Below are 16464 nucleotides of genomic sequence, written 5' to 3' on the forward strand. Positions count from 1 at the left end.
CACCTAACACCTAATACCTTACCCCTAACACCCAGTCCCCAGCCCCCAGCATGAAATTTCATAACCCCATATCCTTAAGCTAGATAAACCCCCTCGACCGTCGCATTTTCGTCGCCATCCCGCCATCGCCCCCGAAGCCTTCGCATCCATGCCCCCTTCGGATCGCACCGCTCCCCGCACACCCGCCAGCCCCGATCTTTCCGACGCCGCCATCGCGCAACGGCTCGCTGCGCGCCGCGCCTTCATCCTCGGTGAAGCCGTCGCCAGCGTCGTTCCCGGCGACCCCTCCCAAGGCAGCAAGTTCGACATCGCCGCCTGCCTGCACACCGGCCGCAACCTCGACGCCGCCCTCGCCCGCCTGGCCCGGCTCGACGGGGGTCCGCCCTCCGGCGACATGTTCTGGGTCTATCCGACCGTGAGCGTGATGATGGCCGGTCCGCAGCACCTCGACCCCGCCAGCCGCGACCGCATCGCAGAACTCTGGCGCACCTACTGGCCGAGCCGCGGCGACACCGAAAACCATTGGGTGCTCTCCTACGCCAGCCTCTACCTCGCCGCCCAGGCCATGCCCGACGCCGGACCCGACCAGTGGTTCAACGGTCGCTCCTCCGCCGAAAATCGCGCCGAGGCCCGCGACTATCTGAACCACTGGATCAACGTCATGACCAGTCAGGGTCAGGGCGAGTATGACTCTCCCAACTACATCGAGGAATACGCCGTCGGTCTCGCCATGCTCGCCGGCTGGGCCGACGAACCCGCCTTCCGCGATCGCGCCAAACGCGCCCTCGATTACATCTTCTACGACTATGCCGTCGAAACCCTCGACGGGCTCTACGGCGGCGCCCACAGCCGCGTGTATCCGCGCCACATCATGGCCCCCGCCCGCACCGCCGCCGCCGCGCTCGGTTGGTTGCTCTTCGGTCTCGGCGATTACGAACCGAGCGAGCGTCAGGTCACCCGCCACCAACTCCGCGAAGAGTTGCCCGAACGCGGTGCCAAGTTGCTCGCGCTCACCGGCTACACCCCGCCCCCCATCCTCGAGCGCATCGCGCGCGCCCGCACCACGCCCTACGTCGAACTCGAACGCAAACGCACCCGCTGGCGCATGCGTCACGCCGGTCCCGATTCCTTCGTCGTCGGCGATCGCCGCACCGTGCCGGTTTACAAGACCACCTACGTCGATCCCGATTTCATCCTCGGCTCCTCCCAAGGCGGACTGCTCCAACCCATCCAACAACAAACCTGGGGGCTCATCTGGCGCACGCCCGACGCCATCAACCGCTGTCCATCCTTCTTCGGCTGCCAACCCTACGCGTCCGCCATCGAGGGCAGCATGTATTTCCCGGTCGACCCCGACGTCGTCACCGACCTCGTCACCCGCTCGAAGTCCGACTACGATTCGCCCGACAAACTCCCCGGCGGCTCACCTTACGATCAGGTCGTGCAATCCGGCACCGCCCTCATCGCGCTACAGGACATTCCCGCCGACGCGCTTTTCCAACACATCACCCTCTTCTTCTCCCGCGACCTGGAGCACACCATCGAAGACCCGTCCGGTTGGATCTTCGCCCAGGGTGGCCCGGCCTACATCGCGGTGCGCCCGTTCGTCAGCGGCGAGTGGCGCCCCAACGACTGGACCGGCTTCCTCGCCGGCGGCGCCGGCGGCATCCTCGTGAGCGGTGACTTCGACGAATGGGGCACCGGCCACCGCTGCTTCGTGAGCGAAGCCCCACGCAACGGCTACGTCGTTCAGATCGCCGCCGCGCGCGACTTCGCATCGTATTCAGACTTTCAGGACGCCGTGCGCACCCGCTCGCTCGAGTTCAGCGTCGACCCCACCCCGACCGCCACCTTCACCGCCCTCGACGGCACCCGCATTGAGGCCCGCTACGGCGACACGCCACGCATCAACGGCACGCCGGTCGACTTCGCCGGTTGGCCGCTCTTCGCCAGTCCCTTTGGTGACTCGGCGGTCGGCAGCCGTTGCCTCACCCTGCGCCACGCCGACGAAACCCACGTGCTCGATTTCACCGACGTGCCCTGGGGTCACTCCACCCAACCGACCGTCGGATCGTGGCCGCTCGCCGCGACCAGCACCGCCACCGCCCCCACGCCCGGCGAACCGACGCTTTACGCCGCCGCCACCATGACCGGCAACCAGCGCAATACCGCCACCCCGTCCGACGCCGGTCTGTTCCAACGCCTGCCGTCGGGCGAGTGGATCAACACCGGTCCGCGCATCCTCGGTGTGGCCAGCCTCGCCATCCATCCCACCCAACCCGCCATCCGCCTAATCGCCTCGGCCGACGGCATCGTGCGCAGCGCCGACGGCGGTCGCACCTGGCGCAAAACCACCGGCTGGGAAGTCGTGGATGTGCGCGCCATCGTGTTCGACGCCGCCAACCCCGATCTCGTCTACGCCGCGACCATGTGGGGCCCGTTGCGCTCCACCGATTGCGGCCAAACCTGGACGACGACCCAACGCGGACTCGACCGCCTCTATTGCCAAACCGTCGTCACCGATCGCACGCATCCCGGCCGCGTCCTCCTCGGCATGGAGCACGGCCTGTATGTCTCCACCGACGCCGCGCTCACATGGCATGCCGCCGACTTCCCTGACGCCACCGTCACGCACGTGGTGCAAAGTCCGGCCGAGCCCACGCACCTGCTCGCCGCCACCCTCAAGCGCGGCGCCTGGCGCTCCACCGACGGCGGCACCACGTGGTCGGCCGTCGACCCGACGACCGCCGAGTCGCATCTCTACGCCGCGGCCATTGCACCGCATGACCCGAACCTCCTCGCCACCGGCGGATGGGAAACCGGCGTGCGCGTCTCGACCGACGGCGGCCTCACCTGGACCGATCGCAGCGCCGGTCTACCGAATCGCCGCATCTTCGTGCTCGCCTTCGATCCGCAGCGCACGGGTGCCGGGCGGCTGTGGGCCTCCACCTTTGAGCAAGGCAGCTGGTTCAGCGACGACCTCGGCGAGACCTGGCAGAACGGCGGACTCCCCGGCGGCTACGGCGCCGACTACATCTTCGGCCCGGCGTGATTCACGCGCGCGGTCGCCACTCCGAAGTGGCCGCGGCATCCTGCCGCGGGGTGCGCTCAACATCGGCCCCTCTCCACCACTCGACCGGCCCAGAGGCAACGCGCCGAGGCTGGAAACCTCTCCCACAACCGCCACTCCGAAGTGGCTGCGGCATCCTGCCGCGGGGTGCGCTCATCATCGTCCCTGCTCCACCACTCGACCGGCCGAGAGGCAACGCGCCGAGGCTGGAAGCCTCGCCCACAACCGCCACACCGAAGTGGCCGCGGCATCCTGCCGCGGGGTGCGTTTCCCCGCGCATTCCCCTCCCAACGCGGCCACGCTTTCGCCTGCGGCTCAAGCGCAGCTACTCGTTAAACCCTACTCGCGTGCGGTTTCGCCCGATTCCGCCAACAACTCTCCGATGCGCACTGCCGCCATCGTCGCGACGTCCGCCGCGGTGGGATTGCCCTGCCGATCGAGCGAGAACGCGAGTTCGCGCAGCTCGATCTGAAAGTCCTGCCAACCGGCAGGTGACGTGGAGTATTCGTGCATCGGATACAGCGGAAGTTGAGCGGAGGAAGTGCAGTGGCAGATACCACACTCCCTCCGCTCGGTTTCGACAGACCTTACATTACCAGGCGTAAGGACCATTGCGGTCGAAGAAACCGCCAGTGGGCCCGTTATCATCAATCAGCGCGTAGTGCACCGAAGCTTCGGCGCCGACAGAAACAGGTTGGGCGCCGGGCAACTTCACGGCGCGGGTCGCGGTGAGACCGGGCTCGACCGCGTTGATCTTGATGCCAGTGTCCTTCAACTCGCGGGCGAAGTGCACCGTCATCGCGTTGATCGCCGCCTTCGAGGCCGCGTAGGCCGGGATAACGACCTGATACCACGGGCTCTTCTCGTCGGTCATCGTCCAGAGCGAACCGAGGCTGCTCGACACGTTGACGATGCGGCCGTGGGCCGACTTGCGCAGCAGCGGCAGGAAGGCGCGCGTCGCGCGGAAGGTGCCAAAAACGTTGGTCTGGAACGTCAGCTCAAATTCCTCCACCGGCATGTCGGCGAGCGGACCGCGGTCGAGCGCGATGCCGGCGTTGTTGATGAGGATATCGATGCGGCCGTGACGGGCTTCGAGCTCCTGGGCGGCGGCGGTCACGCTCGCGTTGGACGTGACGTCGAGCGCCACGAGTTCCATCTCGAGGCCGCTCGTCTTGAACTCCTCGATCACGGTCGCGCCCTTTTCGAGGTTGCGCGCGCCGATGATGACGCGGACTCCCTTTTCAGCGAGCTGGCGAGCCGTTTCCTTGCCGATGCCGTCCGTGGCGCCGGTGATCAATGCGATTTGAGTGCTGTTATCTGACATATGTTTGGAGGGTTAAAGGGGATGGGGGACGTCGTCTGCGCTCGGCGCGCAACCTTGACCTCAAGCTCACTTGAGGTGTCTGTTGCGGCATGCCTGACGCCAAAGACCGCGAGGACCTGTTGACCGTTGGCGAGATTGCCCGCCGCAGCGGCCTCGCCGTTTCCGCGATTCATTTCTACGAAGCCAAGGGGCTCATCCACGGCATGCGCGACTGGCGCAACCAGCGCCGTTTCTCGCGCCGCGAACTGCGCATCCTCGCGCTCATCAAAGTGGCGCAACGGCTTGGGTTCACCTTGGAGGAAATCAAAGACACCTTCCGCGATCTGCCGCAAAAACGCGTCCCCTCCAAAAGCGACTGGCGAAAAATCAGCCAGGCGTGGAAGGAGGCGCTGCAGGCCAAGATCGAGCTCGCGACCACCATGCGGGATCAGCTCAACCTGTGCATCGGCTGCGGCTGCCTCTCGCTGAAGGATTGTCCGCTGCGCAACCCCGAGGACGCGCTCAGCGCGCAGGGCCCGGGCGCCCATCTGATCTGAGGGTCGGCGGCGCGCCGAACGACGGCTTATTCCACTCCGGCCCGACCGCGCACGAGCCCCTCGTCCCGGTGATCGGGACAAGGGCGCAAGGCGCGCGGAACGGGCTGGCCGGAAGTGGGTCATGCCCGCCATCCTCGCGCCTCAAGTTAACTTGAGGACAAGGGCATTTTTGGAGTTTGGGGCGAATTGCCAAGGCGCCCGGTTTTGGGGAGTGGCCGCGGCATCCTGCCGCGGTGTGTCGTCCGTTCGGCCCGACCGTAACGCGAGTCACCGGCAGACGACCGAGAGGCAACGCGCCGAGGCTGGAAGCCTCGCCCACCCCCAAGCTCACTGAAAGGTGGACGCGAACGCCTGTCCCGCGACCGCGACGATCCCGGGCCGCGTCACGTTGCCTCTCGGCTTCACCTTTCTTCGCGCAACCACTCCACCGCCCTCACGTCGCCCGGAGGTCGACGTCCACCCCAATCCCCCACCTGGTGGACGCGGACGTCCCCGGCCGCGTCACGTTGCCTCTCAGCGTCCCTGCCTCTCCCCTTCGCGCCCCTCGCGGTTCCCCTCTCCCCTACACCACCTGTCTCCTCGCCACTTCCCTGCGCGACTCTCGCGCCCGCTCCCGCTCCCGCGCGGCCCTCCCGCCAACGTCGATCAGTTACGCGCGAGCGCTGCGCTGATCACCACCGAGATCGGCGTGGTCGGGCGACCGATGAGCGTGCTCAGGTCCGTGCCGTCATCGGCCAACGCGCCTTGTCCGGCAGCGGCATCCCAACCGGCGATCGCCGCTGCCAATCCTTCCGGCAAACCGGCCTGCGTGAGCACCGCCGCATACTTGGCTTCCGGCAGATCCGCGTAGGGGATCTCACGGCCGGTCTGGCGCGAGAGTTCCGCCGCAAAGTCCGCGAGCGTGATCGCCTCGTCGCCACTCAACTCGTAGGTGCGACCGACTTCGATATCGCCGGTGAGCGCCACCGCGGCAGCCGCGGCGTAGTCGGCCCGAGCCGCGAGGTTGAGCTTGGCGTCGCCCACCGAACCGACGAACGCGCCGTGTTCGAGCGCCGACGGAATGGAGCCGGCGTAGTTCTCGGCATACCAACCGTTGCGCAGCAACACGAAGGGCAGACCCGATTCGCGGATGAGCGCCTCGGTGGCGATGTGTTCCTCCGCCAGGCTCAGCTGGGAGGTGTCGGCGCGGAGCAGGCTGGTGTAAACGAGCAGCTTCACTCCGGCGGCCTTGGCCGCGTTGATAACGTTGCGGTGTTGCGGGATGCGTTTGCCGACTTCGCTGGCGGAGATGAGCAACAGCTTCTCCACGCCGGCCAAACCGGCCTGCAGCGCCGCTGCATCTTCGTAGGGCGCGACGCGCACCACCACACCGCAAGCGGCGAGGTCGGCGGCTTTGGCTTCGTCGCGCACCAGCGCAACGATGGAGGAAGCCGGCACCTGCTTGAGGAGTTCGGCGAGGACGAGACGGCCGAGTTGGCCCGTGGCACCTGTAAGAGCGATCATGACAAATATGGGATTAAGGATGATGATTTTTTACCGCGGTCCACGGCATTGAGCGCTTGTAATGATCTCATGTCGTGCCTTGGTTACTTAAAGTTACTATTGAAACGCCCAACGCACAAGAGGGGTTCTTTTTGTGCCTTGGTTACACCGCAGTAACCTTCCTCTCAAACCGACCCATTTTCCGCATGAAAAAATCTCCGCTGCTCCCCGTCGCCCCCGGTTCCGCCGACGCCGCCAAGTGTCCGGTGCGTGATGTGCTCGACTGCATCGGCGACCGCTGGAGCCTGCTCACGCTGCTCACACTCGAGCCGCACACGTTGCGATTCTCCGAGCTCAAGCGCGCCATCGGCGACATCTCCCAGCGCATGCTCGCCCAGACCCTTCGCAACCTCGAGCGCGACGGCTACGTGACTCGCACCATTTATGCCGCGGTGCCCCCCCGCGTGGACTACACCCTCACCCCGCTCGGCCGCTCCCTCATTGAACACCTCTGGCCGCTCTTCGACTGGGCCCAAAACGAGCACCCCACCATCCGCCGCCACCGCCGATCCTACGACCGCGCCAACGCGTAGGACCGCGGCCAGTGCGATTCATGGCGCGATCGCGGAGAGGCAACGCGCCGAGGCTGGAAGCCTCGCCCACACCCACGGCACCCCACTGTGGCCGCCGCATCCTGCCGCGGTTCAACGCAGGCCCGGTCGCCCCCCTTTCGTTGCGGCCGACGCAAGCACCGGCCCTACACCCGTCCAACAAACGCGGGCGACACGCCCGCGGCCACGCTTTCGCCTCCGGCTCAAGCGCAGCTACGTTCACAGCCCTCAGCGGTCAGCCATCAGCATTCAGCCGTCAGCCATCAGCACCCAGTTCCCAGCTCCTAACTCCTAACTCCTAACTCCTAACTCCTAACTCCTAACTCCTAACTCCTAACTCCTAACTCCTAACTCCTAAAACCCAATACCTAACACCTAGCCCCCAGCACCCAGCTTTGCCTTATTCCATTTCATGGTGTAGAGCGCCCCCCTCATGCCTCGCCGCCATCCGCCCATCGTCCGTGCCGTGCGCACCCATGAAGCGCTCAACGCGCTGCGCCTGCGGTTGGATTCCTTCAGCGAGGTGCCGCGTCGCAACGGCTTCCAACTCTTCAAACAAGGCGCCGTCACCGAGGTCTCCTCCGTCGCCGACCACCTCGTGAGCGCCACCGTGATCGGCGCCACGCCCAAGCCGCTCACCGTCACCCTCTTTCTCACCCGCGGCGACTGGACCACCCGATGCACCTGCCGCGCCACCTCCGACTGCGCCCACGCCTACGCCGCCGGCCAGGCCTGGATCGCCGCCGTCGAAGCCGGCCAACCCGACGGACGCGACCCCAACCAAATCGTTCCCACCGACGCCGCTCGCCGCGCCGCCGCCCTGCCGCCCGCCGGCGACCGCGCCCTCGAAGCCGAACTCGGCCGCTGGCTCCGCGCCCTGCCCGAGCCCCGCACGAAATCGGCCGCCGACTCCACCGACGCCGCGCCCCTCGATCCGACCACCGCCGACGCCGCCACCGTCCACCCGGGCCGCGCCTTGTTCGCCAACGTGCACGACCTGCGCGTGCGCCTGGATTTACTCGGCAAGTGGTTCATCGAACAACAGGCCGCCGCCGGCAAACCCTGGAAGGTGCCCACCAAAACCTGGTTCGCCCACCTCGCCCGCCTCCGCCCCGCCGACCTCGAGTTCCTGCCGCCCGCCCTCGGCGCCCTCGCCGCCGCCCTCGCCGCCGAGTTTCGCCTCCTGCCCAACGGCTTCAATCCGCGCCAACCCCTCGAACCCGAAGCCGTCGCCGGCCTACTCCGCAACCAAGCCGCCCGCCCCGCCCTCTTCCTCCACGACGGCCGCCCGCTCGCCATCGAGCCCGAACCGCTCGTGCCCGAAGCCACCGTCAACACCGACGACCCCGATCGTTTCGACCTGCACCTCGTTGCCCCCGACGGTCGCCCCGCCGACACCGCCCGCCTCGTCGCCGCCCAGCCGCAACCACTCTACCTCTTCGAAGGCGACCTCTGGCGCGGTCCGCCGCCGACCCCCGCCGATTCCCTGCCCGTCGCCGCCCTCAGCGACGCCCGCATCCTGCCGCGCCTGCGCGCCCTCGGCCTGCGCCTGCCCGAGGGTCACGCCGCCGAACTCCGCGTCATCCGCCTGCGCCCGCGCCTCAAGTGCTGGCTCTCCCCCGCCATCGACGGCCAGGAACGCGACTTCCACGCCCAACTCACCGCCCGCTGCAAAGACCCCTTCTGCGAACAGGTGTTCACCGGCGAAGCCATCGGCTGGAAATGGAATCCGCAAGCCATGCCGCCCCCGCGCGTGGCCGGCGTGACCGCGCTCGATTTCGACCTCTCCGACGCCGAGGCCGCCAGCGCACGCTTCGGCGGTTTTCGTCTCACCTGGGATGGTTGGGCCGAGTCCTGGATGCGCGCCGTGCACGATGACTTCGCCGAAGACTTTATCGATTGGCACGCCCGCCAACACCGCGCCGTGGAGCTCGATGTTTCGCCCGAGCTCGCCAGCCTGCTCGGCGCCCCGCTCAAGGCCCGTGTATCCACTTCCTTGGCACGCACGGCCAACGCCGACCAGGACTGGTTCGGCCTCTCCGTCGGCCTGAAAGTCGCCGACACCAAACTCACCGCCGAGGAAGTCGCCCTGCTCGCCAAAGCGCAGGGCCGCTGGGTGCACCTGCCGCGCCAGGGCGGCTGGCGCCGACTCGACAAGGACGTCGAGTGCGATCCGCTCATCGCCGCCGCCCTCGAACGCCTCGGCCTTGGTTTCGGCGACGTGCTCAACCACGGCCGCCCGCTCAAACACGAGGTGCACGCCCTCGACATGGCGCTCGAGGCCGAGACCCTCGCCGATCGCGACAACGTATTCGTTCATCTGTTACAAGACCGCGCCGCCAAGATCCGCGCCCAAACGCCGCCAACGCTGCCCGCAGACCTGCGCGCCACCCTGCGCCCGTATCAGGTTGAGGGATACCACTTTCTTTGCCACCTCGCCGACAACGGCCTCGGCGGCATCCTCGCCGACGACATGGGTCTCGGCAAAACCGTGCAAACCCTCGCGTGGCTTCTCCACCTGAACCGCCAAAAGGCGGAAATCCTAAATTCCAAATCCCAAATCCCAGAGGAGTCAGCGCGTCCCTTCCGCGCGCTGGTGGTGTGCCCCAAGAGCGTGATGCACGGTTGGCTGACGGAGACGGAGCGCTTCGCCCCCGCGCTCGCGATCGCGGCCTTTGACCCCATGCAACGCCGCGCCGCCGTGGCCGCGACGGGTCCACGCATCCTCGTGGTCAACTACACCCAGCTCCGCCTGCACGCGCAGACCTTGCGTGAGGTCGGTTGGGACGCGGTGGTGCTCGACGAAGGACAGTTCATCAAAAACCCGCGCAGTCAGGTGGCCGTCGCCGCGCGTTCGTTGCGGGCGCGGCGTCGGGTGGTGCTCACCGGCACGCCGATCGAAAACCGACTCTCGGATTTGTGGAGCCTGTTTGCCTTTGCCCAGCCGGGCCTGCTCGGTGACCACGCCGGTTTCCGCCGCCAATACTCCGATGTCGATCCCGGCGCGCTCGAGTTGCTGCGTCGCCGCGTGCGCCCCTTCCTGCTGCGCCGCACTAAAGCTCAGGCCGCCCCCGATCTGCCGCCGCGCACCGAGGACGAACTCATCGTCGAACTCGAAGGCGAACAACGCGCCCTCTACGACGCCGAGCTCAAGCGCGCCCGCTCCACTTTGCTCGGCATCGAATCGCCCAAGGAGCTCGATCAGGTGCGCTTTCACGTGCTGGCAAGCCTGCTGCGCCTGCGCCAGATTTGTTGTCATCCGGCGCTGCTCGACCCGGCCCACGCGCACCTGCCGAGCGCCAAACTCGAAGCCTTGGTGGAGCTCGTCGAGGAGCTCGCCAGCGAAGGTCACCAGGTCCTCGTGTTCAGTCAGTTCGTCGGCATGTTGGAAATCATCCAACGTCGCCTCACCGCCGAAGGCATCGGCCACCTCATGCTCACGGGCGCGACCGAGAACCGCGGTCAACTGGTCGAGCAGTTCCAAAGCGACCCGAGCAAAACGGTCTTCCTGCTATCGCTCAAAGCCGCCGGGTTTGGCCTCAATCTGACCGCGGCCAGTTACGCCGTGCTTTACGATCCGTGGTGGAATCCGGCCGCCGAAAGTCAGGCCATCGACCGCATTCACCGCATCGGCCAAACCCGCCCGGTCATGGCCTACCGTCTCTTGTCGGATCAGACCATCGAGCAAAAGATCCGCCGTTTGCAGCAGGAGAAAACCAACCTCGCCGCCAGCGTCATCCAGGAAGACAACCTCGCCCAAGTCATGGACCTCGAAAGCCTCCGCGACGTCCTGAGCTGAGCGAGGGAGCGGAACCGAGCGCTGGAAAGGGTGGTAAACCGCGAAGATCGCGAAGAGCCGCGAAGCTAAGAGGCAAACGTAGTTTCTTAGTGTAGGGCCGCACCCTCCAGAGGCGGGCAAGCCCCGCAGTGCGGCCGGCGCAAGCACCGGCCCTACACCCGTCCAACGAACGCGGGCGACACGCCCGCGGCTACACCCTGAACCCAAATGTAGCAGCGGCCGTGTCGGCCGCTCCCCGTTGCCGCTCGGCCCCATCTACCGCGGCCACGGTCCATATCGATCAGCGTTCAGCCGCCAGCATTCAGTTCCTAACACCTAAAACCTAATACCCTAACACCCACCCACCCAGCTCCCAGTCCACCAACATCCAGCCCGCCCCTTTTGCTTCCTTGGTGTTTACTAATCTCCCCAGCGACCAGTCCACCAGCACCCAGTCCCCCATTTCAGCTTTTCAGCTTTTTAGTTTTCAGCATTTCCGCGCCGCCGCCGTAGCGCGGCGGCGCGCAGTCTCTCCAAACCTCCCCCCATCCTGTAACGAGCCGCCCCTTGCATCCTTGCGCGATCTGCGGCAGGGTCCGGCCCACTTGCTTTTATGAAGAAACTGCTGCTCATCCTCGGTATTCCCGCCGTCCTCTTCGGCATCGTGGTCCTCATGGCCATCGGCACCTACAACGGTCTCGTCACCAAGGAACAGTCGGTCGACGCCGCCTGGGCTCAGGTGGAAAACGTCTATCAACGTCGCGCCGACCTCGTGCCCAATCTCGTCGCCACCGTCTCCGGTGCGGCCGACTTCGAGAAGTCCACCCTCACCGCCGTCACCGAAGCCCGTGCCTCCGTCGGCCGCGCGCAACTGCCCTCCACTGGCGCACCCGAAAGCGCCGCCGCCTTTGCCCAGTTTGAACAGGCCCAGGCCCAGCTCGGCTCCGCCCTCTCCCGCCTGCTCGTCACCGTCGAACGTTACCCGCAGCTCACCGCCACCGCCGGCTTCCGCGACCTGCAGGCCCAGCTCGAAGGCACCGAGAACCGCATCTCCGTCGAACGCGGCAACTTCAACCGCGCCGTGCAGACCTACAACACCGCCATCAAACGCTTCCCCGCGGTTATGGTCGCCGGCCTCTTCGGCCACGAAGCCAAACCCTACTTCTCCGCCGATCCCGGCGCATCCGAGGCCCCCAAGGTCAACTTCGGCGGCTAACCCCGCCCCGCCCCTCGACCTCTTTATCAACCACGGATGGACACGGATGACTTCGCTAACGCTCCGTCTCCATCCCTTGTTTCCAGCGCAACGTTAGTGGAGCTATCCGTGTTCATCCGTGGTTAAAAAAACTGTCCTGCCTCTCCGCCTTCTCCTGCTGTTCAGTGCGATCTGTGGTTTCACCACGGTCGTCGTAGCCGAGACCATTCCGGCGGCGCCCGCCCGCCACTTCAACGACTACACCGGCAGCATCTCCAACAGCGTCGTCCGGTCCCTCGACCAAAAGCTCGAGGCCTTTGAGCGCGAGTCGTCCAACCAGCTGCTCGTCGCGATCTACAACCGCATGGACTCGCGGTCCTCGGTGTTCGACTACACCTATCGTGTCGCCAAGAGCTGGAAAGTCGGCCAGGCCGAACGCAACAACGGCGCCGTGCTCTTTGTCTTCCTGCAGGACCGGCAGGTGTATCTGCAGGTCGGATACGGCCTCGAAGGCGCGCTGCCCGACGCCCTCGCCCGACGCATCATCGCCGACGAGATCGCCCCCAACTTTCGCCGCGGCGATTACGACGCCGGCATGACCGCCGCCGTCGACGCCATGATCGCCGCCACCAAGGGCGAATACGTCGGCACCGGCCGCACCATGGCCTCCAGTCGACGCGGCGCGCAGCAGAAACGCGGCATGGGCGTGGGTGGTTTCATCTTTGTCTGCATCATCGTCGCCCTGCGCCTCGCCACCTTCCGCCGTCGCGTCGTCATCGGTCGCCGCGGCGTGCGCTCCACCGGTTGGTGGATCGGCGGTGGGGGCGGTGGTTTTGGTGGCGGAGGCGGCTTTGGCGGCGGCGGCGGATTCTCCGGCGGCGGCGGCAGTTTTGGCGGCGGCGGCGCCGGAGGCAGTTGGTAAGTTAACCCGCAAGGAGACCCCCCATGAGCGATCTATCCGTTTTCAACGAACAGCTCGACCACGAGCGTATCGAACAAGCCATCACCGCCGCGGAGCTGCGCACCTCGGGCGAAATCCGCGTCGTGCTCAAAGCCGGCGAAGTCGACGATCCCACCGCCGAAGCCGCCGCCGAGTTTGCCAAACTCGCCATGCACAAGACGGCCGAGCGCAACGCCGTGCTCTTCCTCGTCGCGCCGGAAGCGCGCAAGTTCGCCGTCTTCGGCGACGAGGGCATTCACCAAAAATGTCCGCCCGATTTCTGGAGCGAAGTTGCCGCCGCCATGCAGCAGCACTTCCGCGCCGGCGACCCCACCACCGCCCTCGTTGAAGGCATCAGCCGCGCCGGCACGCTCCTGGGTCAGGAGTTCCCCCGCCAGGACGACGACGTCGACGAACTGTCGAACAAAGTCGTCACCCGCCCGGCAAACTGAGGCGCCGGCTGGCAAAACCTTCCTCGCCGTGAGGTGGCTACGAGCGTGAGCGAGTGGCTGAGTGGCTCCGTCCGTCCACGTCTCTCCACCCGCGGATGCGACTGGGGCCCCCACCCCGCCGTGAACCGGGAGCTCCCCCCGGAAGTCGTTCGTAGTCACCGCAATCTACCGGTTGGGGTTCAATTGAGCACTCGGTTGTGACGATGGGCCGCAGACTCCGCTCAGCCCGATTTCCGGGCCGAGCCGGAGGACCAACGTCCCAAACTCCAACCCATTCGCTCATTACCATGATGACCTCCCTGATCCGCCGTTTCGCCGCTTTCACTGGCCTCGTCGCCGCCCTCGCCCTCGCTCCGGCGGCCCTGCTCGCCAACGACGAACACCACGCCGAGAAGCATGACGAACACGGCCACACCGTCGCCCTCGCCGACGTCCCGCACGACGCTCGCGTCGCCATCGAACACGCCGCCGAACACGGCGAGGTGAAGAAGGTCACCCAGCACGAAGAGCACGGTCACACCGTCTACACCGCCGTGATCCATCACGCCGACGGCTCCGAGGATGATGTCACGGTCGACGCCCACGGCACCGTGCAGCACGAAGAGCATCACGCCAAACACTGAGCCTGAGCCGCAGCCCGCCCGACGGACGCGTTCCTCTTCCCGCTTTTCAGCCGACCGCCTCACCGCGGTCGGCTTTTTTGCAGCCGCATCTCGCGGACCAACCGCGCCGGTTCGTCGGGCCCCTCCGCCCACCACTCCTCCCTTGAACGATTCGCGCGGACCGGGCTAGCTCCAGCTCCGACCATGATCGTCGTCGCTGCCCCCGCCCATCGTCGCCCGCGCCCTTCGCACCACCTCAATTTCCGCTGGGTCCTTGCGGTGCTGGTGTTCGCCATCGGCCTGACCGGCTGCTCGCCCTCGGTGGCGCTGCGCAAGATGGCCGATGACCAAGTCGAAGCCGCCGCCGAAAGCGCGCTCGATCAACTTAAGGCCGGCGACTTCGACGCCCTCGCGGCCTCCATCGATCCCGAGCTCCGCACCGAAAACCTCCCGGGCGCACTGACCCAGATGCGTAACTTGATTCCGCCCGGCGAGGAGTTGGAGCGCAGCCTCGTGAACTACCGCTTCAACCATCAAACGGGACGCGACTCGGTTTACCAAATCGCCTACCTCAGCCGTTTCCCGGAAGGCAGCCTCCTCTCCAAATTTGAGATTCGCCGCACCGACGGCGCGATGGTGATCGCCAAGTTCACCGTGAATCCGCTGCTCGCGGAACAAGGCACTGGCTACAGCATGTCGCTGAGCGGAAAAACGCCGCTCCACTACATCGTGCTCGCCCTGCTGGTGCTGCTACCCGCGTTCACCCTGTATACGCTCTACACCTGCATTCGTGACCGCCTCCGGAAGCACAAGGTGTGGTGGATCTTCTTCATCTTGATCGGACTGACGCAGTTTTCGCTGGTGTGGAATTCCGGGGAGTGGGGCGTGAAGCTCATCCACTTCAACATCCCCTGTATCGGCTTCATCTATGACCCGAATCAGCTCTCGTGGGTCTTCTCTCTGAGCCTCCCGGTGGGCGCCATCCTCTACTGGGTCAGACGACCAACGATCCGAGTGCGCCCGGACACCCCGCCGGATTTGCCGGAACTCCCGCCCAACCCACCGGACACACCCTAACATTGCGCTGGGGCCGGGATTGGCCTTGGTTGCAGACCGCCTCCGCATGATGTCCCGCCTCCCTCTGCACCGCCTGTTCCTGCTGCTCGCCGCCCTCACCGTCGGTTTGGGTTGGCCGCTGCCCGCACGCGCCGCGGACGAATCGGCCGACGGGGAGAAGGAGGAGCAGGCAGAGGAGGAGATCCCACTGGCCGAGCGCAACCACATCGAAGTGGAAGGCGTGTGGTATCCGGTCTTTCAATACCCGAAGGAAGCGAAACCCACCTACGACCCGACGCCGCGTCTGCCGCGCAAGGCGCAGAAGGAAGCGCGCGGCGGTCTGGTTTTACTCGGCGTATTGATCGACACCGACGGCACGGTCATCGACACCCAGGTGGCGATGTCGAACACCGAAGCCGACATCGAGGATGCCGCCAAAAAGACCCTGCGCCGCTGGGTGTTCCCGATCAAAGCCGACAACGGCCACCCCATCCCCTACGCCGTCATGGTCCCCGTCCGCTTCGACGCCACCCCCCACTTCGGCCCGCAGTGAACCGCCTTCCGTTAATCCTCCTCGCTACACTCAGCTTGGCTCCGACGGGCCAAGCAGAAGAGCCGACGAGAAACGATGAAGACACGGAATACCAAGCGGTGATGGCCAATCCGTCTGGGTCCGAACGCGACAAACAGCTCTACACCTTCGACCATCGCATAGCCGGAGAGAAGGCGCTGGATGAGATTGACCGCTTCAATATCGCCGACGGCGTGGATCAATTTGAAGCCTGGTTTCTGGCCCGACTTTTCAGACTGGAGCACTACGGCGTCTGTGGAATGGAGGGCCTACCGGAACCCAGTGAAAAGGGCTGGGTTGTGGGCTTCGCGCACGGAGCACATGCGACGCCGGGCCCTGATCTTCTGGTCGACGCAAAAACCGGCCACATTTCCTGCGATGGCCTGCCAGCGCATACCGACCCCATGGCAATGGTTCGAGCGTTTCGCGCCGAGCGCGAAGAGGTCATAAAGCTTGCAAAGCTGTCGCCCGAAGAGCGGTTGAAACGGCTCCGGTCAGAAGCCGAGCGCCGCAAAGCCGAGACAGCGGAAACCCTGCGCAAAAACGCCGAGGAGAAGCGCCGCCAAAAATCCGCCAACTGACGTAAAACACCGAGGTCACCACGCTGCCCTGCCAGCTATCCGCTGGCCCCTTCGGTCAAGTTCATCACACCAAGGCAGCAAAGAGAGCAAAGGGGGGTGCTGGGGGGGATGGGTGGGTGGGTATTAGGTTTTAGGTGTATGGTTTTAGGTTTTAGGAACTGACTGCTGAAGGCTGACCGCTGAGGCCTGTAGACGTAGCTGCGCTTGAGCCGGAGGAGGAAGCGCCCGACACGGCCGCTGCTCCAATTGGGTTCAGGGTGTAGCCG

14 protein-coding genes are annotated in these 16464 nt (G+C 65.9%); 11 read left to right on the plus strand and 3 right to left on the minus strand.

Annotation, left to right across the window (positions count from 1 at the left end):
* The first annotated feature begins 148 nt into the window (after positions 1 to 148).
* Entirely contained in the window at positions 149 to 3052 is a 2904-nt protein-coding gene (locus K1X11_RS14120; protein WP_221031458.1) for a WD40/YVTN/BNR-like repeat-containing protein, read from the plus strand.
* A gap of 357 nt (positions 3053 to 3409) precedes the next feature.
* On the opposite strand, the gene K1X11_RS14125 is transcribed toward K1X11_RS14120, so the two are convergent.
* Complete coding sequence (locus K1X11_RS14125; protein ID WP_221031459.1) at positions 3410 to 3583, minus strand: hypothetical protein; 174 nt, start codon at positions 3581 to 3583, stop codon at positions 3410 to 3412.
* A 79-nt stretch (positions 3584 to 3662) separates the two neighbouring features.
* Entirely contained in the window at positions 3663 to 4394 is a 732-nt protein-coding gene (locus K1X11_RS14130; protein WP_221031460.1) for an SDR family oxidoreductase, read from the minus strand.
* An 89-nt stretch (positions 4395 to 4483) separates the two neighbouring features.
* Between K1X11_RS14130 and soxR the strand changes: the two genes are divergently transcribed.
* Entirely contained in the window at positions 4484 to 4930 is a 447-nt protein-coding gene (soxR, locus tag K1X11_RS14135) for a redox-sensitive transcriptional activator SoxR (RefSeq protein ID WP_221031461.1), read from the plus strand.
* Positions 4931 to 5575: 645 nt separating this feature from the next.
* On the opposite strand, the gene K1X11_RS14140 is transcribed toward soxR, so the two are convergent.
* Positions 5576 to 6433, minus strand: a complete 858-nt coding sequence (locus tag K1X11_RS14140) for an SDR family oxidoreductase (RefSeq protein WP_221031462.1) — start codon at positions 6431 to 6433, stop codon at positions 5576 to 5578.
* Between the two features lie 185 nt (positions 6434 to 6618).
* Between K1X11_RS14140 and K1X11_RS14145 the strand changes: the two genes are divergently transcribed.
* The 9 genes from K1X11_RS14145 (at position 6619) to K1X11_RS14185 (ending at position 16198) form a co-directional block, all read left to right on the plus strand.
* Complete coding sequence (locus K1X11_RS14145; RefSeq protein WP_221031463.1) at positions 6619 to 7005, plus strand: winged helix-turn-helix transcriptional regulator; 387 nt, start codon at positions 6619 to 6621, stop codon at positions 7003 to 7005.
* 451 nt (positions 7006 to 7456) lie between these two features.
* Positions 7457 to 10822 carry a DEAD/DEAH box helicase gene (locus tag K1X11_RS14150; protein WP_221031464.1) on the plus strand — a complete coding sequence of 1122 codons (3366 nt, stop codon included), beginning with the start codon at positions 7457 to 7459 and terminating at the stop codon, positions 10820 to 10822.
* A 592-nt stretch (positions 10823 to 11414) separates the two neighbouring features.
* Positions 11415 to 12017, plus strand: a complete 603-nt coding sequence (locus K1X11_RS14155; RefSeq protein ID WP_221031465.1) for a LemA family protein — start codon at positions 11415 to 11417, stop codon at positions 12015 to 12017.
* Between the two features lie 118 nt (positions 12018 to 12135).
* Positions 12136 to 12918, plus strand: a complete 783-nt coding sequence (locus K1X11_RS14160; RefSeq protein ID WP_221031466.1) for a TPM domain-containing protein — start codon at positions 12136 to 12138, stop codon at positions 12916 to 12918.
* Between the two features lie 23 nt (positions 12919 to 12941).
* Positions 12942 to 13388 carry a TPM domain-containing protein gene (locus K1X11_RS14165; protein WP_221031467.1) on the plus strand — a complete coding sequence of 149 codons (447 nt, stop codon included), beginning with the start codon at positions 12942 to 12944 and terminating at the stop codon, positions 13386 to 13388.
* Positions 13389 to 13675: 287 nt separating this feature from the next.
* Positions 13676 to 14011, plus strand: coding sequence for a hypothetical protein (locus K1X11_RS14170; protein ID WP_221031468.1), 336 nt, complete (start codon positions 13676 to 13678; stop codon positions 14009 to 14011).
* A 183-nt stretch (positions 14012 to 14194) separates the two neighbouring features.
* Positions 14195 to 15067 (plus strand): hypothetical protein, encoded by an 873-nt coding sequence (locus K1X11_RS14175; protein ID WP_221031469.1) that lies wholly within the window; start codon positions 14195 to 14197, stop codon positions 15065 to 15067.
* A gap of 46 nt (positions 15068 to 15113) precedes the next feature.
* Positions 15114 to 15599, plus strand: a complete 486-nt coding sequence (locus K1X11_RS14180; protein WP_221031470.1) for an energy transducer TonB — start codon at positions 15114 to 15116, stop codon at positions 15597 to 15599.
* The gene (locus tag K1X11_RS14185) at positions 15596 to 16198 is read left to right on the plus strand and encodes a hypothetical protein (protein WP_221031471.1); all 603 of its coding nucleotides are present in this window, start codon (positions 15596 to 15598) and stop codon (positions 16196 to 16198) included. Before K1X11_RS14180 ends, K1X11_RS14185 begins: the two co-directional genes overlap by 4 nt.
* The last annotated feature ends 266 nt before the right edge of the window (positions 16199 to 16464 follow it).

Source organism: Actomonas aquatica, assembly GCF_019679435.2.
Taxonomy (GTDB): domain Bacteria; phylum Verrucomicrobiota; class Verrucomicrobiia; order Opitutales; family Opitutaceae; genus Actomonas; species Actomonas aquatica.